Genomic DNA, 20,385 nt, shown 5'->3' with positions numbered 1-20,385 from the left:
CTAACCTCCCCATATCATCCATAACGCAATGGCCATTGCGCTTCCGCCGATCCAATAATCGGCCTTGGCCAGCTTTAATTGCCGATAAGAACTTCTCCCCCTGCCATCCCCATAAGCTCTGGCCTCAATGGCCAACGTGAGTTGTTCCGCCCGTTGAATCGTCGTCATGAACAGCGGGACCACGACTGGAATATAAGCAAACAACCGTCTCGGCAGGGGCATGGCGGCAATATCGTAACCCCTGGCCTTCTGGGCAAGCAAGATGCGGTCCATCTCCTCCAGAATCGTCGGGATAAAACGAATCGCGATGGTAATCATCAGCGAAACCTGCTCCACGGGCACGCGCAAACGCGAAAGCGGCGACATCAGCTTTTCCAAGCCTTGGGCAAGTGTTAGCGGTTTGGTCGTTAACGTTAAGACGGATGCCAGCATAATCATCAACGCAATGCGCCACACAACGGTTATTCCCGCTTCGATGCCATCCACGGTTAACGTAATGACCGACCAGGACCAGATGACATGATCTCCTTGGGTGAAGAAGGCATTATATAAAAGCGTAAATGTTAATATAAACCAGACCGGCTTCAACGTCTTCACATATACAGGCAGCGGAATGCGCGACAAGAGGACGCAAACCAGCACCAAAACGGTAGCGAGAGCAAATCCCAATAATGTCGCGAGCCTAAGCAAACCGAACATGATCATCATAAGACTAACCAGCTTCGTGCGCGGATCAAGCCTGTGCAACAGCGATTCTTTGGCCATGAACTGTCCGAACAGAATATTATTTTGCATCACAGGCTCCTCGCTTGCCATACCGCCGACACTTGTTCCAGAATGTCAGTTTCCCTGCAGCTGCCCGTATCCACGGACCGGCCGGACAACTCCTCGACGAGATGCAGCAGCTGCACGGCTTCCGGCAGCGGCAGGCCAGCCTGATCCATCACAGCGCCTTTTTGCAAAAACAACGTATGTACGTCGCAATGCTCCAACAATTGGCCGTCATGAAATACCATGACCTCATCCGAATACTCCGCAACGTCTTCCATCCGATGCGAAATAAATACGATCGTGCGCTGCCCCGCCCGCTGCCATTCACGCAGCATATGCAGCACTTCCATACGGGCCGCCGGATCCAGTCCCGACGTCGGTTCGTCGAGAATAAGCAGTGCCGGGTCCATCAGCAGCACGGAAGCCAGTGCCACACGCCTTCGCTGGCCGCCGCTTAGCTGGAATGGCGCAAAATCCAACAGTTCTTTAGACAGTCCGACTTGCGGCAAAACGCGGTCGATGGCCTCCGCGATCCGCTGCGAGCCCCATCCTTGCATTCGCGGCGCAAAAGCCAGCTCTCTGGCGACGGTAGTTTCGAACAACTGATGTTCAGGCACCTGAAAAACGATGCCCACATCATGAATCACGCCATCCCTTCCTTTGCCGTCTCCGAAAATTCGCCGCTCATCGATGCGATACTCTCCTTCATCGGGGATGACGAGTCCTTTCAATACATGGGCAAACGTCGATTTACCCGCGCCGCTGCGGCCGACGATCGAGATCCAGCGTCCTTCCCGCAAAGTGCACGTCACGTTGCGCAATGCCGTCCGCTCCGCAAAATGGACGCTAACCCGGTTTAGCTCGTATGCCATCGTTCCCGAATCCACTCCTTCCAGTCCGGCGTAAGCGGCTTGTCCCCGACGGAACCTGCCAACGCCATTCGCAGTCTGGCTGCGAACGGCTGCTCCAATCCGTATTCGTTCAACGGCTGCGTTTCAAAGAACGCCGCAGGCGTTCCGTCGAATGCCATCCGTCCGGCATTCAACCATATCACGCGCTCCGCATAGAGCACTTCATCCATATGATGCGTGATATGAATGACGGTGACGCCGCGAAGATGCAGCTCTTGCAAAATGCACATAATCTGCCGTCTTCCTTCCGGATCAAGCATCGATGTCGCTTCATCCAGAACGATGACGTCCGGCTGCATGGCCAGTATGGCCGCAATGGCCACGCGCTGCTTCTGCCCGCCCGACAATTGATGCGGGCTCATCTCCGCTTCCCGCTCGAGTCCGACCTCTTTCAACACCTGATGTAAGCGGACATGCATCTCAGCCCGGGAAAGGCGAATGTTTTCCATGCCGAACACAATCTCGTCCGTTACCGTCGTCGTAATGAATTGATCATCCGGATTCTGGAAGACCATGCCGATATGTTGATGGATCTTTGCCGCCTCTTCCGGCTTGGAAGTACACCAATCATCAAATCGGATCTCGCCTTTCTTCGGCTGCAGCAGCCCCTTCATCAACTTGGCGAGGGTTGACTTGCCCGAACCGTTTCCACCGATGATGGCGGCGAATTCGCCTTTGGGGACAGACAGGCTGATATCGTGCAGAACGTCCTGTCCTTTGCGATAATAAAAATGAACCTGATCCAAGGTCAGCATAAACGGCATCGTCTCCTTTCTTTCATCCTTAATCTGAGTCTATCCCTTATTCGAACACGCTTGTTCTTTCATAAGCTGGCGGGCAATCTTGCCACTGCTCGTATAGGCAAACCTTCTCACCGTCACCAGCGCTTTCGGGATTTTGTATGCTGCCAGGCCGTATTGCTTGCAAACCTGCTTTATTTCGTCCAAACTCCATTCCGGCACCTCTGCATGCCACTGGATCATCGCCGTAACCCGCTCTCCCCAACGCTCGTCCGGTTTGCCGAAAACCATCACCTCCCGAATGGAAGGAATCCGCTGCAGGACGGCCTCCACTTCCTCCGGAAACACCTTCAATCCGCCGGTTTTGATCATGTTCTGCACCCGTCCTGCCAAATAAAGATAACCGTCCTGATCGACATACATGTAATCTCCCGTTCTGAGCCAGCCTTCCCTGAACGCCCCTGCCGTTTCTTCCGGCAGCTGATGATAGGCTTTGAACATCATCGGGCTTCGGAGGAAAAGTTCGCCCGCGGTGCCCGCGGGCACTTCCAGAAAACGATCGTTCCGGATCGAGATTTCTACGCCCTTGAACGGTCTCCCCAGCGATCCGGGGCGCATCTCCCGAAGGACATCCATGTAACTGATATAACTCGCTTCCGAAGAACCGTAATACTCGTATAAAGCCGTACCGGCAAACACTTCCCGGCACCGCTCCTTCGACCGTTCCAGCCATTGACCACCCGAACTGATCAGCGCCTGAATCGAGCCGGAATGCTCAACTGCGGAAGCATGCTGCAACAAAGCATCGATCATGGCAGGCACGACAAACAAGACCATGCCACGTACGTCGGAACAGAGCTCCATGACGTTTTGCGCGACAAATCTCTCCATGACATAAAAGGTCGCACCGCTGTACAAAGACTGCACCAATGCAAACAGGGACAAGGAATGCACGAACGGTCCCGGGGCCAGCACATGCTCCATCGACTCAAGCCGAAAGGCTTCTTCCGTGGCATCGAAACTGCGCAGCCAAGAAAGGTGCGTACGCATGTACCCTTTAGGCACTCCTGTTGTGCCTGAAGTGAAGCCCACGAACAACAACTCGTTGGACGCGTCCACACATGACGTAGGAGGATGCGAAGCTAGCCACGGTTCATAAGTGCCTGTTTGTTCCTTGTCTTCGAACGTCAAGCAGAGAATGCCGTCATGCCGAGTCCGGAATTCTTCCAACCTCGCTCCCTCGCCAAAAATGACCTTGGGCTTGCAGCTTGCAATGACGCCCTCCAGTTGATTCGTCGTCCAACCGGTATCCAGCAGAACCGGCACACATCCTGCCTGCACTGCGCCGAGGAACACTTCCGCAAATTCTACCCGATTGGCGGACAGGATGGCAATCATGTCTTGCGGGGCGCAGTGTTGCCTCAATCCGGCAGCAATTCTTCCGACTCGCTCGGTAAGCTGCGAATAGGTAAGTTGTCCGCTTCCGTGGCGAATGGCTATACGATCGGGATACCGGGTTGCGCGATTCAGAATGGGCTCCGCCAGATTCATTTCGTATCCCCTTTCATTCATACTGGTCGCTCGATCCTAGAACCGCAGTATGGCTCCATGTCAGGAATGGTGGATCTTCTCTTCGATCGGGCTGATCGCTTTAAGCTGCACGACGATGACAGAAGCAATGACCGCCTTGATCAGATCCCCCGGAAGATACGAAGCCGAGCTCACGATTCCAGCCCAAACGGGCGTATTGGTAATAAGAGCCATGACAGGCGCACCGATCAGGCTGACCAGGATGACGCCGAATATAATATTGATGACCACGAGTTTCCATGTTTTCAGTTTGGGCCAGACGTTCTCGGATGCCCAGCCAATGCAGAACGCAGCAATGGGCCAACTGAAAATGAATCCTGCCGAAGGGCCCACCAGCACCGCCATTCCGCCGCGTCCACTCGGGAGCACCGGCAGGCCGATCGCAATCAGCAGAATAAACAACACCAGGCTGATGGCTGCCATACGTTTCCCCAAAAAGCAGCCTGCCAACATGACGCCAAGTGTCTGCGCGGTAATCGGCACGGGGATGAATCCAAGCGGGATGGGCGGGATCAAGCCCAATACGGCAATGAATGCAGCGAATAATGCGGCGTATACCAGTTCTTTCGTTTTCAAATGCAGTACCTCCACCATATGAACCAAATTTTAGCGTCGACGTCTAATGCATTGAATTATAGTTTGGTCGATTATATTTGTAAACCATTAATTTAATATCAGGTTTACAATAACCCGAGAACCCATTATTAAAGTTGAACTATATAAACCGGAAAAAAGATACACACGTAAACGGAGAGGCAGCAGCAATCTCGAGAAGCGAAGCGCGTAGACAGAAATTAAAAAACACCCTTTCAAGGGTGCCCCGAAATCACGAATGATGTATCCTGTTCAATTCGCGAACGCTGTATTCGAGTTGTTTAATGACGCCTTCCAGATGTTTGCGCTGGGTGAAATTCCGGTTCCATTCCGGTTCTGCGTGTTCCTTCAAGCGACGAATCTGATGTTCGTAGTCGTGCTGCTGTTCCATCATGTCCACGATATGCGCATAAAAACGCTCGTAATCTTTGACAACCTGATCAAGGAATTGGTCGACGGTTTTCGGATCGTATCCGCGGACCGTGTATTTGAATTTTATTTCGTGAACTTGTTGGGCGTCCATGCTTATGCCCAGCTGCTCAAACAATTGTTTTTGTTTTTTCAGTCGACGACTCATGTATTCTTCCATATCCATTTTTCCGATGCCCCCATTATCTGCTCATGCCGCATTTATAATTTGAGTTGTACTAAGTGAAGTAAACTATTGCCTGATATGATCTGTCTTCCAATCGAAAAGAGTATTTCCCCTTTCTCATCCTATATGATTGCTGTCTTCATCCGTAAGTACCTCCAAAACGTCCATACTTCTGTGAATCGTGTGCAGCAGGGAGCATGTTGCCCATCCCGAGATCACGATGATTCTTTAAGTATAACGATGGGGAATAAACATTTTCTAAACATTCGCTCGCCAATTCCAATGACGGAATATCGCCCACCTTTTTGGGTCTAAGGAACGCAGAAAAAAAGAAAGCCGCCTTACGGCGGCGGCGGCTTCCTGCGATATGCAGTCGTATGAACGATGCGATTTTCGTTGCTTTACCTTTTCGTGTATTTATGTTTGTCCTCTTCCGTAATTTCCCGGATGACCCGGCACGGATTACCTGCGGCGATAACCCCTGAAGGAATATTTTTGGTGACCACGCTTCCCGCTCCGATCACGGTGTTGTCGCCGATGGTGACGCCAGGCAGAATGGAAACGCCACCGCCGATCCACACGTTGTTTCCTATGGCAATGGGCAAAGCGATTTCAAGTCCTCGATTGCGCTGCTCGACGTCAATCGGGTGTCCTGCCGTGTAAAAACCGCAGTTCGGTGCAACGAACACATTGTCGCCAAATGTGATTTTACCTGCGTCAAGCATGACGGCATTATGGTTGCAATAGAAGTTTTCGCCGATTTCGATGTTGTATCCTTGATCGCATACGAAGGGCTGCTCAATCAAAAATTTGCCTCCGATCTTGGCAAAAAGCCGGCGAATTATGCTTTCCCGCTCCTCCAACATGCCTGGGCGGAGATGATTATAGTCATAACACAGTTCTTTCGCCTGCAAACGTTCCGCAACCAACTGGGGATCGTTGTTGTTGTCGTACAGCCATCCTTGAGCCGCTTTCTCTTTTTCGGTCATGCTCATGCTTGCCCTGCTCCTTCTTATATCATATGCCTGCCTATACTCCATGACTAACTCTACCATAGTCTGGAATAAACGAACAGGCACGCGACTTCATGCATTGAAGGCTTCGCTCTCTGTTCCATGCTCATGCTGCTTTAACTCACGCTTGCATCCCCGTTATATGTTTATGTTATTTATGCTTCAGCTTCCCACTGCGGATTCCAGACAATCTCCCACAGATGACCGTCAGGGTCCTGGAAATAACCTGAATATCCGCCCCAGAACGTGTCATGCGCCTCCACCGCAATGCTTGCTCCAGCTTTCCGCGCCTGCTCCATCGCCTGATCCACTTCTTCTTTGCTGCCCACGTTGTGCCCGATCGTAAACGTGACCGGACTTGAAGGCGTTAGCGGAAGACCCGTGTCATGAGCAATATCTTTTCGGCTCCAAACGGCCAATCTCAACCCTGGCTGCAAATCAAAAAAGGCAACTGCACCGTGCTCAAACTGCTGCCCTACGATACCTTCTGTCGGAAATCCAAGCCCATCGCGGTAAAATGCAAGCGATCTTTCCAAATCATCCACACCCAAAGTGAGCACCGTGATTCGTGGTTTCATGGTGGTTCCTCCCGTCCATATTTCGGCGACGCAATGCCCGATTGTCCATTTTTTTATCGCAGAAACGTCCTCATATCTACTTGCATCCTTGGATGCCGGCCTCCAGCATTTCCATGTTCCAGAGCGTTTCCTCGTCGCGGATCATTTTGGGAGAGCCATAAAAAATGGCATTATAGAGGTCCTCATACACTCGTCCATAATCCCCGCGCTCAGATACCACTTTCTCCTCATGATAAACACCTTCCTCATCCACATAGGTCAGCGTTCCATAATGTTCAGGCAGATCCACACCGAAGTCGTCATGTCCTTCGGGTAGATAAAACAGCTTCAAATGCTCTTCTTGCCGATCCTTGGTTTGTTTGACGAAAACGCCCTTTTTGCCGTAAAGCACAAAGCTCGGCCGCTCCTTCAGCCGGAAAAAACTCGATTTGATCGACACCTTCAGTGCGCCGTAGTACAGGTCCAGATCAAAATAATCATTCATCCTCCCCTGTCCGAGCAATTGTCTCACGTCGCAATGAACGCGTTCGGGTTTTCCGAACCAGGACACAACCTGATCAATGGTGTGGCAGCCATGGCCATACAGATAACTGGATAGATAGGAAAAATGCGTGGTCGATTCCGGGATCTCTGGCCGAAAATAATCGAAGTGCATTTCCACTTCCAGCAATTCCCCCAGCTTTCCGCTCTGCAGCACCTTTTGTGCAGTCAGAAAATCCGAATCGTATCGGCGATTCTGATAACATTGAACCAGCAGGTTCTTCTCCCGCGCGTAATTGAAAATGGACACAGCCTCTTCATGCGTCATCATGAACGGTTTTTCGACCAACACGTGCTTGCCGTGGTCCAACGCCATTTTTGCGTAATCATAATGCGTATCCGTATGCGTGCACACTACGATTAACCGGATGTCCGGATCGCTCATCATGCGTTCAAGCTGGTCCGTATACTCGATGCCTGGAATTCGTTCCCATTCACTTTTCTCCGGGTGGCGGGAGTAGATGGTTTTGACTTTCATATGGTCCCGTGTCAGGACAAACGGCAAATGATAGCGATTGGTGCTTTTTCCGTTTCCGATATATCCGATAGTTAACATGATCCAATATCCCCTTTTTGGCGTGTTGTTCTTTGATTATAGATAAAAGGATGGCGTTACAGTATATGTCTCGTTCAAAATGGTATAAATGTTCATGATGTATACCTGCATCGCCCGATTCTATGCACAAATTGTGCATTTCTATACTTGCCGTCCCGGCTCTGATACAATATTCTGGGGTGAACGCCAATGAAATTGCTGCATCAATTGAAGCAAATGAACGATTTTACGGTTAATGAACAAAGCATTGCGTCTTATATTTTGCGGCATCAGGAGAGCTGCCTTTCGTTAAGCGTGCAGGAGCTCGCCCAAGCCACCTTCACCTCGCATTCCACCGTCGTTCGGCTTACGCAGAAATTGGGATTAACGGGATTCAAGGAATTCAAAATCAAACTGGCTCGCGAATTGCAGGACAATCTCCATCAAATCAACAGCATAGATGCCAATATGCCTTTCCAACTGTACGAATCACCGATTCAGATCTCCAAGGATATCGCGGAATTGATGAAGGAAACGATCGACAGAACCTTTGCCATGCTGGATGGCGAATTGTTGAATCGGTCAGCCCTCTTGTTACACAAGGCGAAGCGGATTCTGATTTTTGCGCTGGGCGACTCACTGATTCGAGCCAAGAGCTTTCAGAACAGAATGTACAAAATCAACCAGTACGTCGTCATTGCGACCGAAGTTTCGGACTGGGCTTATCATATGGTGAACATGACTTCTGAGGATTGCGCCATTTTTTTGACGTATCACAACAAATCCCCGATCTTCCTGAAGGCTGCACGACATTTCCGTCATATCCGCATGCCGACGGTCACGATTACTGCGTCCATCCAAAGCGAGCTGGCTCGGCTTAGCACGATATGCATTCAGGTACCGAATGATGAAGTGCATCACGCCAAGATCGGCACCTTCTCTTCGCAAATCGCGCTCGAATATGCGCTTAATGCGTTGTATTCTTGTATTTACCAGATCAATTATGCCAATCACAAGCAAGCGATGTTGGACTCTGTGGCGATTTTTCGCTCCTTTGATATGATGAATGACGTATAGTCGAACACCGAAAAGGCCGGGAAACTGCTTCCCGGCTTTTTAATTTGCTCGATTTCCCCATTCAACGGCGAATAACAGCGTAAGCGGTTATATGTCCAATGCAATGACGGGTTGAAATCGATATTGCGTAGATGGCTAACCATTTGGATAATTGCACCTGATTCGGCACACATTACTTCTATCATCCAGCGCGAGAGGTATCCCATGAACAAACCACATTTCGCTGTTGCAGCATTAGCCGACAACGTTGCTTTCATTGAACAGCAGCTCTTTCACACCGATGATCTGGTCAAACACGCCGTTGTGCTTCATGACACGCCAGGCATGCTCCTGTATATCGACTCGGTGGTCGATCAGGAAGTGGTTCAGACCCATATTTTGGGCGACTTGTACGATTCCTCGAATGATTCGCATTCCCATAACATGTTCACAACGCTCGGCAGCAGCAAGGATAACGATCTGCAAACCGCCGTCGAAGCTCTCATTCAGGGAAACTGCGCCTTCATTTTAGACGGAATTTGCGAATTCTACATCCTCAGCTCCGAAAAATGGTATGCCCGCAGCACGGCGGAGCCAGAGAATGAAGGTGTCATTCGTGGACCTCATAACGGATTCGTTGAACCTTTGCAAGTCAATCTGAATTTGGTACGCAAACAGCTTACCAGCCCTTCCCTGATCGTTCGCTACCATACGGTCGGTTCCAAAACCCGTACCAAGGTTGCGGTGGTATACGTTCAGGATCTGGCCAACCCTGAACTTGTAGAAAACGTGCAGCACCGTATCCAATCCATTGACTCGGATATGGTCATGCCGCCGGGATTCATACAGGAATTCATGGAAGACAACCCGTATTCTTTGTTTCCGCAGCAGCTCAGCACGGAACGTCCGGACCGGGTCGTGGCCCATCTTATGGAAGGGCGCGTAGCCATCATTGCGGACGGCAGTCCATCGGCGCTGATCGCTCCGGTCACGTTCTTTGCCTTCTACCAAAGCCCGGACGATTACCATGGACGCTGGCTGATCAGTTCATTTCTCAGGTTCATTCGCATGGTCAGCTTCATGATCGCGTTTACGCTGCCTGCGGTGTACATCGCCACCATTACCTTTCATTGGGCCATATTGCCGCTGGAGCTTGCCCATACGATCAAAAAATCGCTTCAAAATATTCCTTTCCCCGCCTTGGTGGAAGCGATGCTGCTTGAACTGATTTTTGAAGTGCTGCGAGAAGCCGGTGTGCGGCTGCCCAGCCGCGTCGGGCAAACGATCGGCATTGTAGGCGGTTTGGTCATCGGGGATGCCATCGTTCGTGCCGGTCTGGTCTCCTATACGATGATTATCGTGGTTTCGCTGACGGCCATTTCGTCCTTCCTGATTCCGTCCCATGAAATGAGCTCCGCCGTGCGCATCCTTCGCTTCCCCATGATGGTGGCTGCAGCCATTTTCGGATATATTGGCATCTCGTTTGGCTTGGTTATCCTTACGATTCATCTGTGCAAACTGGAAACGTTCGGCACGCCCTATTTCGCGCCGCTCGCCCCTTTTCGTCTGGCCGACATGAAAGACGTCATGATTCGTTTCCCGATTTGGGCGCTTCGGGGGAGGCCGCATGGCACGCAAGCCCAAAAGCTGAAGCAACAAGACTTCCCTAGGAGCTGGAAGCGTCGTGAATAAAGAAACGAGCATAACACCGGGACAATTGTTTTTTCTGATCATCAAATTCGAAATCGGCGTGGATATTCTTTCCCTCCCCTATCGGATGCACCTGCTGTCCAAGGGGGGCGGCTGGATCTCCGTGATCCTTGGCGGCCTGCTAATCCAGTTGATCATGCTCATGTGCTGGTTTCTGCTGCGCCGATTCCCCGGTTCCTCCATCTATGAGATCACGAGCCGGATTACCGGACGCTGGATCGGGAAACTGCTGGTTGTCGCGTACATTGCCTATTATTTGCTAATGGGTACTTCGGTGCTCGTAAATGCGCAGGACGTCATCAACCGCTGGATGTTTCAGAATACCCCGCGATGGGCCATACTGGCTCTTTTCATGTTAGGCAGCATCTATCTGATCCGGCAAAATCTGCGCGTCATCGCTCGGGTTCTCGTACTGATCTCGTTCCTGATCGTCCCCATGATGGTTCTGATCAGCTATGGCATCAAGGAAACCAACCTGCTGTACCTTCTTCCCTTGACAGAAGCGGGATGGCCTAAAATTATCAGCGGATCTACCGAAACGCTCATGGCCATGTTCGGTTTCGAGTTCATTCTCGTCGTCTTTCCCATGGTACAAGGAAATAATGTCGGCAAGCTGAAAGCCATCGCTGCAGCCAATGCCGTCGTTGTGCTGTTGTATGGCTTTACCGTTCTGATCTGCTCGACGGCATTCAGCCCGGAGCAGCTTGGCCTGATGCCGGAACCTATCGTGTATTTGCTCCGCTCCATCCCGCTGGGAACGATGGACCGGGTCGATTACTTGTTTCTCCCGATTTGGCTCATCTCGATCTTCGGTTCAATCAGCGGTTACTATTATGCGGCTTCTTATGGACTCAGCTATTTACTCAAACAGAAAAATCACCGGAAGTCCGTACCTTACATCGTCGTCGCTTCTTGCGTGATTGCCTACCTGCCGCGTCAGCAGCAGCATTTGGATTTGATCGGCAGCATCGCGAACAATTCCGCTTATTTTTTCCTTGTCGCCCTGCCTCTGCTCTTATTGCTGCTGTCCTATATGTTCAACAGAAAAGAGGAAACCAAGCCATGAAGAAAAAAAGAATCGGGCTCTTCTTTTTCTCCTTGGCTGTGCTCCTGAGCGGGTGCTGGGATCAGGACAGCTTGAAGGACGCCCGGCTGGCAAACGCTTCGGCCTATGATCTTACCGACCAAGGCGAAATCCAACAGACATTGGAAATCGTGAATGACTTTGAAGGCAATCAAGGAAACAGCGACAACGAGGTCCATTCAGCGGCGGGAAGATCGGTTCGTCAGAGCACGGACCGAATTCGTACCAAAGTTACGGGAGATGTTCGCTTTTTTAAATACGGCCTGATCATGTATGGCAAGAAATTGGCCCAGCATGATATTTATCCATATCTGGATGTCCTCTATCGCGAGCCGGATTACCCCACGTCCCATGTAAAATTGGCGATCGTGGACGGCCTGGCCGGAAAGGTCCTTGAACAGAAAAAGGTGGGCAACCTGATGGTCGGGGAGTTTATCATCCGGAAAATCAAGAGCCTGGAGGATTTGTGCGTTTTTCCGGAGATGACGCTGGAAAAGTTATTGCCGCCCATGCTCGATCCCGGTCAGGATTTCGTCCTGCCTTATCTGGCATTGGAGGGCGAGGATATCGCGGCACAGGGCATTGCCATGTTCCATGGTCAAAAATTCACGGGCAGCCTGGATACCGAGCAGTCCGTATTATACGTGTTATTAAGCGGAAAGTGGAACAAAACTGCTCGCTTTGTCAAAAAGGTGAATTCAGGTCCGGACAATGATCCCCGAAATTACGTGACCTATGAAGCGAATACACAACGGATCAAACGAAAGCTGAAAGTGGGCGTCGATCAGGAAGGCCGCATTAACGTCAGTCTGAAACTGAAGCTGCCGGTAACCGTCGTGGAATATGCGGACGACCACGTGCAGCAGCAGAATACGATCCAACGACTGAACCGGGAGCTCTCCGAGCAAATGACACAAGATGCGAGGCAGATCATCCAGAAGCTTCAGCAAGGCGGCTGCGACGCATTCGGCATTGGCAGGCAGCTGATCGCCCACCATCCGGCATTATGGAAGAGCCTCGACTGGAACGATGCTTATGCCAACGTTCGGTTTCAACCCGAGGTTTCGGTAGATATTATTGGCAGCGGCGTACTGAACTAGGAACCTCGGTTTGCCGCCGTTCCTATTGACACACCAAAAAAGCGGATGACGGTTTTTGCATTCATCCGCTTTTGCATTATGCGATGTATTTATTTTCCTGCATTCGGTCCAACGACGGGATGAGGCACGTAAGGTTCTTCAAGGAAAGCGACCTCGTCCGCAGTCAGCTTGACGGTCAGCGCCGCTTCGGCTTCTTTCAGGTGCGACGCTTTGGTTGCGCCCACGATCGGCGCCGTCACAGGCTCTTTTTGCAGCAACCAGGCCATGGCAATCTGGGAACGGGAAACGCCGCGATTGGATGCGATCTCGGCCACACGTTCCACGATCACGCGATCGGTATTTGCCATCGCATCGTATTTGGACTTCTGGATCTGATCCGTTTCCGAACGCAGCGTCGTCGCTTCCGGATCACGCGTAAGCCGTCCCGAAGCGAGTGGACTGTATGGAATCACGCCAATCTTTTCCTCTCTGCACAGTGGCATCATCTCTCGCTCTTCCTCACGATAGAGCAAATTGAGGTGATTCTGCATGGAGACGAACCGGGTCCAGCCGTTCCGTTCCGCAACGTTCAATGCTTTCAGAAACTGGAATGCGTACATCGCCGAAGCCCCGATATATCTGGCTTTGCCTGCCTTCACGACATCGTGCATGGCTTCCATCGTTTCCTCGATCGGCGTATCGTAGTCCCAACGGTGAATCTGGTATAAATCGACATAGTCCGTGCCCAGCCGTTTCAAGCTCTTGTCTATTTCGCTCATGATGGCTTTGCGCGATAATCCGCCGCCGTTAGGTCCTTGATGCATTCGCCCATGCACCTTGGTCGCGATCACGACTTCGTCCCGGTTGGCATAATCGTTCAGCGCCCGTCCGACGATTTCCTCACTGGCTCCGAGCGAGTAAACATTGGCCGTATCAAAAAAGTTGATGCCCATCTCCAATGCCTGTTTTATAATGGGACGGCTGTTTTCCTCCTTCAGCACCCACTTATGGATCCAGCGCTCCGGATCTCCGAATCCCATGCAGCCCAGACATATGCGCGATACATCCAGACCGGTATTACCCAGCTTTACATATTCCATCGATGAATCCTCCTTATTGGTTGATGTCAGGTGTATAATGCCTGTTTTCATTATGCCTGAGCACTGCTGATGAATGTTATCCATTCGTCGCAACTTCTTGCCTATTCCTCTCATCTCTATTTATATCCGATGCGAAGGAAGCTTATAATAGATCTGATCCGTAACTCAGGAGGTATGCCATGATGGAGGAACTACAGGCGCAGCGACGTGAGTTGGCTGAACTGATCGCCAGACAATGTGCGCATGAAGGAGCGAATCAGACCAAGCTCCCGACCTTGCATTTCATCCGTTATTCCAAGACAACCGAGCCGCATTATGGCGTTTATCGAACCAGTTTTTGCTTCATCGCGAGCGGTTCGAAAGAAATATTGCTGGCACAGGAGCGTTATGTATACACGCCCTCCGATTATTTGATTGCTTCCATGAACTTGCCCGTCGTTGGGCAGATCATTAATGCTTCACCGGAGGAGCCATATTTGACCTTCAGGCTTGACTTCAAGCCTGACCAGATCCTGGAAGTGCTGAACGAGTCGGGATTACAGCCCGTGGCCAAGGAAAATTCGAAACGCGCCCTTTTCGTCGGACAAATGGAACGCGATTTGCTGGATTCGGTACTGCGGCTGGCGCGTTTGCTCGATCGTCCCCAAGATATCCCGTTTCTCTCCCCCATGATGATCAGGGAAATTCTGTATCGCCTGCTGCAGGGTCCATATGGAAGCCGGCTGGCACAAATTGCTTTGGAAGGCAGCAGTACGTACCATATCCGGGAAGCGATTGAACATATCGTTCGCCACTATGCCGACCCGCTGCGGGTCGATGAACTGGCCGAGCTTGCCAATATGAGCGTGTCGTCGTTTCACCGTCATTTCAAAGAAGTCACGGGTATGAGCCCCTTGCAATACTTGAAGGAAATGCGTCTGCAGGAGGCGCGAAGGCTGTTGCTGTCCGAGTCGGCCGGAGCGGCCGATGTGGCCTTTCGCGTCGGGTACGAGAGTCCGTCGCAATTCAGCCGTGAATATGCCCGGATGTTTGGAGCGCCACCCAAGACGGATATACGAAACCTGAAGGAAAAATACGAGCATACGATAACGTTGTAGTGCCGAAGGAAGCAAGCAAGCAGACGCACACTGTCTGCTTGCTTTTTCGTTTTAGCCAAAAAATCATTTACAAAACAAAAGCATTCATCATAAAATCATTTACATAAAGTAAACCTTTACACGATGTAAACAAAGGAGATCCGCACAATGAGCACTTTGCAGAAATCAGCCCGCTTCCCCCTGTTCATTCTGATGCTAAATTTGTTTATCGCTTTGCTGGGGCAGGGCATGGTCATTCCCATCCTGCCCGAGTATCTGAAGCAATTTGGCGCCGGCGGAACGGCTGCCGGTTATTTGATCGCCGCCTTTGGCGCGGCCCAATTTATTTTTTCGCCGATCGGCGGGCAATTGTCTGACCGGTTCGGACGGAAAAAGATGATTATGGCCGGATTGTTCCTCACCGTAATCTCGGATCTGATGTTTGCGGTCTCCTCCACGCTGCCTTTATTGTATCTCGCCCGATTTATCGGAGGCATCGGTCTCGGGCTTATGGTACCGTCCAACATGGCCTATGTTGCCGATATTACGACCCATGAAACGCGGGCCAAAGGCATGGGTTATTTGGGTGCTGCCATGAATTTGGGGATGGTGCTGGGACCTGGACTGGGCGGCATCATTGCCGAGTGGGGCATTCGCATGCCCTACTTCTTCGCTTCCGGTCTGGGATTGCTGGCGACGCTGCTAACGATCTTTATGCCGGAGACGCTAACCCCTGACAAAAGAAAAGTCCCGCAGCCGTCAAAGGGCCGCGAGACGATGGGCAAACAGATTGCACAGTCTTTCCGAACGCCGTATTTCCGTTACCTGTTGTTAATTCTGGTCATGACCTTTGGTCTCGTCAATTACGAAACGGTATACGCCCTGTTCGTGGAGCAGAAATACGGCTTTGACGCTGCCAAAATATCCATCATCATTACCGTCGGCGCCGTCATCGGCATCATCGTTCAAGTCTGGCTGCTGGATCGGTTCATTCGGCGCATGGGCGAAATCAAGCTGATCCGCTTGTCATTGATCGTCACGCCGATCGCACTGGTGCTGATGCTCGTCAAAGTTAATCTCGCTTACTTGCTGGTTGTATCCGCACTATTCTTTGCGTTTAACGCCTTTTTGCGGCCTACGGTCAGCACGTTAATCTCCAAGGCGGCAGGCGACCGGCAAGGTTATGCTTCGGGCTTAAATACGACGTATACCAGCTTGGGCAACATTCTGGGTCCCGTTTTGGCAGGGTCCTTGTTTGACAAAAACATAAATATTCCCTATATTTTTGGTGCAATCATCCTTCTGGCCTCCCTGTCCTTAACGATTAAGGCAAGGAGCCTGAAGAAAGGAAACCTTCTCGAACATGAGTGAAACTTGGCACCAGCATCTCAAAAACAAAAACCGGGACGAGCTGATTGCCGCAGGCAGGGCGCTTTTCCTGAAGCACGGCTTCCTGCGCGTGAACATCAAGGACGTCTGCAATGCGGCAGGCATCAGCCGGGTTACTTTTTACAAACACTTTCAAACGATCGACGAGCTGCTGTTCGAGGTCCAGATGCAGCTGATGGAAGATCTCACGGACAACGTTACGCGGGCAGCTTCGCCCGAATGGAGCGGCAGGCAGCAGCTCGCGGCCATGCTGGACGCTTGGGTTCAATACGCATGGCAGCATCCGGAACATATCCGGTTCATTCTGCTGTTCGATCTCCATTATGAAGCCTATGATTCCAATACCGAGCTGAAATCCCGTTACGATCTTTTCGTGAATGAAGGCAAAGAACGGCATTTCCTCATGAATGCGCTGACGACCGGCATCGCCGACGGCACATTAAAACCTGATCCCGCACCGCTTGATACGGCTCATTTTATCTTCACGTCCATGATGGGCATGCTGCAAAAAATGAGCCTCGGGCAGGCAGCTCGCCAAAACCCCAAAGACCTGCATATGACCAAGCAATTCGCCTGCATGCTGCTCCAATACGTAAGTGCAGACTCCCATTCCTGAACAGAACGGCAGTCCGCACATGCTGGGTAAAGAGCAAGGTCCTCTCCACCATTATTCAATCGTCTGACATTAACCGATCAATTGTTGAAGCACATCCAGCTCGATTCGGCCATCGGGCTGGAATTCCTCGCTTTGCACGTATTGAGCAAGACTGTACAACAACTGCCGGCCTTCCGGCTTTCTCACCAATTCATCGCGGTTGATTGCCCCGATCAGCAGTTTGCCTTTCCCAACCCGACATTCGAACAACAGTCCCAGCTTATGGTTCCGTTCAAAATTATCAATCGTCTGCACGATGGGTGTGATCCCGCTCGCAATTTCATCCAAAATGATTGAACTGGAGTTCATCACGGCATGCCACCAAGGATAGGTAGAATGGACTTCGCTCGGGAAATGGCGCAGTGCCGGGTGTTCGTTATCAATCAACAATCCAAGCGTGCCCACCGGAACGGGTTTGTTCATGCTCTCCGAAATGGATCTAAACATAGGGTAACACCAGAAATCCGTGCAATAGGTACCCTCAACAGAACGGCTGACCGTGTCCGGCGATGGCAACAAGAGTACGTTTTCTCCTAGATCCAGTCGCTCAATCACCTCTTCATTCAAACGCGTGAATATGTTCGCTTGCTCTATGGCACTCGGGTTAACTTCCGGATATATCCATAGTTCATACTGCTTGCGGATATCCGTTCCTTGGATGCGCATGGACAGCTCAACCTCTGTCATTTTGTCGACTTCTGGAAGTGCAATGGAAATGTTGGCAAGCTCGCCATGAGTTTCGCCTAACGTCCATTCGACAGCTTGCTCTCCTTGCGCGATGGTGTTGTTTTCCCCATCCTTCAATACCCACTCCAAAACATGCCCTTCCAACGAAGCCGTTCGGAAGTAGCTTAATTCCAGGCGTGCATCAAAGCGTTCGCCTGACGAGTAGTTGTATTTCTCGAACCGGGCGAGAAGTACCGCATCCGAGCAATAGGTTCTCCATTCTTCAGGCGTAACCACTCCTTTGGAATCCATGAAGGCATCCAACACGCCGACAAGCGCCGTTCCCTGTCCGCTGAAGTCCTGAAGGTCCAGCAGTTGGAATCCGGCCAGATGTTTTGTGCGGAAGGCGGCTTCAAGCTCTTCTTTGTAACAGGCGACCGCCAGTTTGCCCGAGCTTTGGAAGAAGCGGTCTGCCAGATGCGCCATGCCCTTTTCTTGCAAACGTTCCTTAAATACCTCAAAATTTTTAGCCTTGATCGAACCGGTGTATTTCCCGATTTCTTCATAATTCGGATACATCGCATACTGTCCGATTTCATGAGAGATGACCGGAATGCTTGGCACGAGCTCCTGTTCGGCGGCAGCCCCTGTCACGGTTTTGGATTCGGTGCCGTACTGGATGAGGATCTCTTGTTCTCCCGTTCCCGCTTCACCCTTTTCTGAGGCGTTTACTTGCGGAATAATCATATCGTCGTAATCCTTCATCGTGCCTGGAACATCAAGCTGCACATGCCCTTGCGGCGCATCACACATCGCATAGGAACCGCGGAATAACCGCTCTTTGGAAAAACGCACGCCGCAGAAAAAGTCCTCTTCTTCCAAAATGTCTGGCACGAATTGAAAATTGTTCGAACCTTGCGTATACAATGGACGCGGATCGGCTGCTTTATACGCCTTCAGTATGCCGTTCAGCCGTTCCTTGCTTCCCCACAGCTCATTGCCAAGAGACATCATGACGAACGAAGGATGGTTGCCATAGGCTTTGAGCATGGCAAACCCTTCACGGATCAGGTAGTCCTGTTCGGCCTGGTTGTGGTTCGGATCATTGTCGTCGGTGATCGTGCCCCAGAACGGCAATTCCGGTTCCATGTAGATGCCCAGCATGTCAGCAGCGGTGAACGCGGCTTCCGGCGGGCAGCACGTATGGAAACGATAATGGTTGATGCCGTACGATTTTGCGATGCCCATAATGCGCAGCCATTCTTCGACATCGGTCGGTGCATATCCCGTCAGCGGAAAAATAAGTCCGTCATGCTTGCCGCGCAAAAACGTTTTATGGCCGTTGATCGTAAACGCATCCCCTTTGGCTTCGAAATCCCGCAACCCAACGACGAAAGTCTGCGTATCCTTGATTTCCCCGTTTTCGTCGATCAAAGAAAGGGCCAGTTGATAAAGGTTAGGTTCGGCATCGCTCCATAACCGAGCGTTTTCTCCCATGTCATAAACCACATTAAACTCATCCTGCAAGCATGCGTACGTTTGCTCCGACACGTGATGCTCGCGAACCGATCCCTCCAAAGCCGCCTGTACCTGCGTGTAAGGCTTAATGCTGTTTGCAGTCACGGAAAGGGTCATGCCTGGCGCAGAACCCGACAATTTGCTCACGATTCGGAAGCTGCGACGGGCCGCATCCGGATAGATCTGCACATCCTCCATGTACACGTTTTCGTAAAATTGAAGCTCGATCCTGCCGGTAATGCCGTTCCAGTTCGTCTGGGTATCCGGGGACGTGAGATGACCGCCTTTGGTCGGATAATCGGTGTTGTCCACCCGAATGGTGATAGTGTGGCTGCCTTCCGCCAACCCTTTCGGCAGCTTATACACATGCGCCGTATTGAGGCTGTCCGCCGAACCCAAATCCGCGCCGTCTACCCACACATGCGTTTTGCGCGTCCGTTCAAGATACAGATGGCATGTCTTGCCTGCAAGCTCTGCCGGGATGTGGACTTCCCGCTCCAGCCAGACCCATCCTTCGAAGGCGTATTCGTCCGTCAAAGCCCCGATGAGCGCTTGATCATTTTTGGGCCCTTTTTGGGCATGGGACGTTGTATCAGGCAGCTCGATGCTATCATTGTACGGGAATTGCACGCCTTGCTTTTGTTCGTCCAATTGAAGCTTCCAGCTTCCTTGCAAATGAATGTTCGTTAACATGAATGCCGCTCCTTTATGGGTCGTATGTATAACTTTTCAGAATATAAAATCACGGTGATGGCGCTTACGTATTCTTACATATAGGGCTATTATATAACCTCTTTTCTTAACAACCCATATAATATTAATAATATGTCATATAAGAATAAGGAAGCATTGTATATGTTGAGACTCCCTTCACGTGTCCCTTGCCGCTTCCTTTTACCCACACAAAAATCAGCGAATGGTTTGTCTAACATCTCAGGTTGGTGGGTCTATACCAACCCAAAAAACCTCCACGGGTATGGAGGTTTTTTGGGGTAATATGGTTTAAGCGTTTAAGCTATATAAACCGCAAAAAAGATACACACGTTAACGGAGAGGCAGAACCAAGCTGGAGAAGCGAAGCGTTCGCTTAAAAGCTTTCTGAAAGAAAGCTGCATCGGAAGCATAGGCTTATCACCGGATTTTCCCCTTAGAAAGGGGATCCAAAAAATCTGGGGATAACAGCGA

The 20,385-nt window shown here is 51.0% G+C and carries 18 protein-coding genes; 7 read left to right on the top strand and 11 right to left on the bottom strand.

Annotated features, from left to right (window positions below; all coding sequences use genetic code 11):
* From L6H98_RS17180 to L6H98_RS17140, 9 genes are all read right to left on the bottom strand, one after another.
* On the bottom strand, window positions 1-795 hold the full coding sequence (locus tag L6H98_RS17180) for an energy-coupling factor transporter transmembrane component T (RefSeq protein ID WP_236416918.1): 795 nt from the start codon (window positions 793-795) through the stop codon (window positions 1-3).
* Window positions 795-1,643: an ATP-binding cassette domain-containing protein gene (locus L6H98_RS17175; RefSeq protein ID WP_236416917.1), complete on the bottom strand. Its 849-nt coding sequence runs from the start codon at window positions 1,641-1,643 to the stop codon at window positions 795-797. The genes L6H98_RS17180 and L6H98_RS17175 overlap by 1 nt, the downstream gene beginning before the upstream one ends.
* Window positions 1,628-2,437, bottom strand: a complete 810-nt coding sequence (locus L6H98_RS17170; protein WP_236416916.1) for an energy-coupling factor transporter ATPase — start codon at window positions 2,435-2,437, stop codon at window positions 1,628-1,630. The genes L6H98_RS17175 and L6H98_RS17170 overlap by 16 nt, the downstream gene beginning before the upstream one ends.
* Before the next feature lie 39 nt (window positions 2,438-2,476).
* On the bottom strand, window positions 2,477-3,973 hold the full coding sequence (locus L6H98_RS17165; protein ID WP_236416915.1) for an AMP-binding protein: 1,497 nt from the start codon (window positions 3,971-3,973) through the stop codon (window positions 2,477-2,479).
* Between the two features lie 60 nt (window positions 3,974-4,033).
* The gene (locus L6H98_RS17160) at window positions 4,034-4,588 is read right to left on the bottom strand and encodes a biotin transporter BioY (RefSeq protein WP_236416914.1); all 555 of its coding nucleotides are present in this window, start codon (window positions 4,586-4,588) and stop codon (window positions 4,034-4,036) included.
* Between the two features lie 250 nt (window positions 4,589-4,838).
* The gene (locus tag L6H98_RS17155; RefSeq protein ID WP_236416913.1) at window positions 4,839-5,201 is read right to left on the bottom strand and encodes a DivIVA domain-containing protein; all 363 of its coding nucleotides are present in this window, start codon (window positions 5,199-5,201) and stop codon (window positions 4,839-4,841) included.
* Between the two features lie 401 nt (window positions 5,202-5,602).
* Entirely contained in the window at window positions 5,603-6,190 is a 588-nt protein-coding gene (locus L6H98_RS17150; RefSeq protein WP_236417050.1) for a sugar O-acetyltransferase, read from the bottom strand.
* Window positions 6,191-6,369: 179 nt separating this feature from the next.
* Complete coding sequence (locus tag L6H98_RS17145) at window positions 6,370-6,792, bottom strand: VOC family protein (protein ID WP_236416912.1); 423 nt, start codon at window positions 6,790-6,792, stop codon at window positions 6,370-6,372.
* A gap of 76 nt (window positions 6,793-6,868) precedes the next feature.
* Complete coding sequence (locus tag L6H98_RS17140) at window positions 6,869-7,888, bottom strand: Gfo/Idh/MocA family oxidoreductase (RefSeq protein WP_236416911.1); 1,020 nt, start codon at window positions 7,886-7,888, stop codon at window positions 6,869-6,871.
* Window positions 7,889-8,077: 189 nt separating this feature from the next.
* Between L6H98_RS17140 and L6H98_RS17135 the strand changes: the two genes are divergently transcribed.
* From L6H98_RS17135 to L6H98_RS17120, 4 genes are all read left to right on the top strand, one after another.
* On the top strand, window positions 8,078-8,944 hold the full coding sequence (locus L6H98_RS17135) for a MurR/RpiR family transcriptional regulator (RefSeq protein ID WP_236416910.1): 867 nt from the start codon (window positions 8,078-8,080) through the stop codon (window positions 8,942-8,944).
* A gap of 204 nt (window positions 8,945-9,148) precedes the next feature.
* The gene (locus L6H98_RS17130; protein WP_236416909.1) at window positions 9,149-10,615 is read left to right on the top strand and encodes a spore germination protein; all 1,467 of its coding nucleotides are present in this window, start codon (window positions 9,149-9,151) and stop codon (window positions 10,613-10,615) included.
* Window positions 10,608-11,699: a GerAB/ArcD/ProY family transporter gene (locus tag L6H98_RS17125; protein ID WP_236416908.1), complete on the top strand. Its 1,092-nt coding sequence runs from the start codon at window positions 10,608-10,610 to the stop codon at window positions 11,697-11,699. Before L6H98_RS17130 ends, L6H98_RS17125 begins: the two co-directional genes overlap by 8 nt.
* A complete protein-coding gene (locus L6H98_RS17120) occupies window positions 11,696-12,817 on the top strand; it encodes a Ger(x)C family spore germination protein (protein WP_236416907.1) in 1,122 nt (373 codons plus the stop codon). Before L6H98_RS17125 ends, L6H98_RS17120 begins: the two co-directional genes overlap by 4 nt.
* A gap of 89 nt (window positions 12,818-12,906) precedes the next feature.
* Here L6H98_RS17120 and L6H98_RS17115 read toward each other — a convergent pair whose 3' ends face one another.
* Window positions 12,907-13,896, bottom strand: coding sequence for an aldo/keto reductase (locus tag L6H98_RS17115; RefSeq protein WP_236416906.1), 990 nt, complete (start codon window positions 13,894-13,896; stop codon window positions 12,907-12,909).
* A 179-nt stretch (window positions 13,897-14,075) separates the two neighbouring features.
* Here L6H98_RS17115 and L6H98_RS17110 point away from each other — a divergent pair, with 179 nt between their 5' ends.
* The 3 genes from L6H98_RS17110 (at window position 14,076) to L6H98_RS17100 (ending at window position 16,977) form a co-directional block, all read left to right on the top strand.
* A complete protein-coding gene (locus L6H98_RS17110) occupies window positions 14,076-14,993 on the top strand; it encodes an AraC family transcriptional regulator (RefSeq protein ID WP_236416905.1) in 918 nt (305 codons plus the stop codon).
* A gap of 147 nt (window positions 14,994-15,140) precedes the next feature.
* Entirely contained in the window at window positions 15,141-16,343 is a 1,203-nt protein-coding gene (locus L6H98_RS17105; RefSeq protein ID WP_236416904.1) for an MFS transporter, read from the top strand.
* Window positions 16,336-16,977 (top strand): TetR/AcrR family transcriptional regulator, encoded by a 642-nt coding sequence (locus L6H98_RS17100; RefSeq protein ID WP_236416903.1) that lies wholly within the window; start codon window positions 16,336-16,338, stop codon window positions 16,975-16,977. Before L6H98_RS17105 ends, L6H98_RS17100 begins: the two co-directional genes overlap by 8 nt.
* 69 nt (window positions 16,978-17,046) lie before the next feature.
* On the opposite strand, the gene L6H98_RS17095 is transcribed toward L6H98_RS17100, so the two are convergent.
* The gene (locus L6H98_RS17095) at window positions 17,047-19,893 is read right to left on the bottom strand and encodes a glycoside hydrolase family 2 TIM barrel-domain containing protein (RefSeq protein ID WP_236416902.1); all 2,847 of its coding nucleotides are present in this window, start codon (window positions 19,891-19,893) and stop codon (window positions 17,047-17,049) included.
* Between the last annotated feature and the right edge of the window lie 492 nt (window positions 19,894-20,385).

The organism is Paenibacillus sp. JJ-223, from assembly GCF_927798175.1.
Lineage (GTDB): Bacteria > Bacillota > Bacilli > Paenibacillales > Paenibacillaceae > Paenibacillus > Paenibacillus hubeiensis.
This window is presented reverse-complemented; position numbering and strand designations above follow the sequence as displayed.

Coding starts and splice junctions, on each gene's coding strand:
- L6H98_RS17110 (WP_236416905.1), top strand. CDS start 14,076: ATGATGGAGGAACTACAGGCGCAGCGACGTGAGTTGGCTGAACTGATC.
- L6H98_RS17105 (WP_236416904.1), top strand. CDS start 15,141: ATGAGCACTTTGCAGAAATCAGCCCGCTTCCCCCTGTTCATTCTGATG.
- L6H98_RS17140 (WP_236416911.1), bottom strand. CDS start 7,888: ATGTTAACTATCGGATATATCGGAAACGGAAAAAGCACCAATCGCTAT.
- L6H98_RS17130 (WP_236416909.1), top strand. CDS start 9,149: ATGAACAAACCACATTTCGCTGTTGCAGCATTAGCCGACAACGTTGCT.
- L6H98_RS17095 (WP_236416902.1), bottom strand. CDS start 19,893: ATGTTAACGAACATTCATTTGCAAGGAAGCTGGAAGCTTCAATTGGAC.
- L6H98_RS17150 (WP_236417050.1), bottom strand. CDS start 6,190: ATGACCGAAAAAGAGAAAGCGGCTCAAGGATGGCTGTACGACAACAAC.
- L6H98_RS17170 (WP_236416916.1), bottom strand. CDS start 2,437: ATGCTGACCTTGGATCAGGTTCATTTTTATTATCGCAAAGGACAGGAC.
- L6H98_RS17180 (WP_236416918.1), bottom strand. CDS start 795: ATGCAAAATAATATTCTGTTCGGACAGTTCATGGCCAAAGAATCGCTG.
- L6H98_RS17165 (WP_236416915.1), bottom strand. CDS start 3,973: ATGAATCTGGCGGAGCCCATTCTGAATCGCGCAACCCGGTATCCCGAT.
- L6H98_RS17120 (WP_236416907.1), top strand. CDS start 11,696: ATGAAGAAAAAAAGAATCGGGCTCTTCTTTTTCTCCTTGGCTGTGCTC.
- L6H98_RS17175 (WP_236416917.1), bottom strand. CDS start 1,643: ATGGCATACGAGCTAAACCGGGTTAGCGTCCATTTTGCGGAGCGGACG.
- L6H98_RS17115 (WP_236416906.1), bottom strand. CDS start 13,896: ATGGAATATGTAAAGCTGGGTAATACCGGTCTGGATGTATCGCGCATA.
- L6H98_RS17135 (WP_236416910.1), top strand. CDS start 8,078: ATGAAATTGCTGCATCAATTGAAGCAAATGAACGATTTTACGGTTAAT.
- L6H98_RS17155 (WP_236416913.1), bottom strand. CDS start 5,201: ATGGATATGGAAGAATACATGAGTCGTCGACTGAAAAAACAAAAACAA.
- L6H98_RS17145 (WP_236416912.1), bottom strand. CDS start 6,792: ATGAAACCACGAATCACGGTGCTCACTTTGGGTGTGGATGATTTGGAA.
- L6H98_RS17100 (WP_236416903.1), top strand. CDS start 16,336: ATGAGTGAAACTTGGCACCAGCATCTCAAAAACAAAAACCGGGACGAG.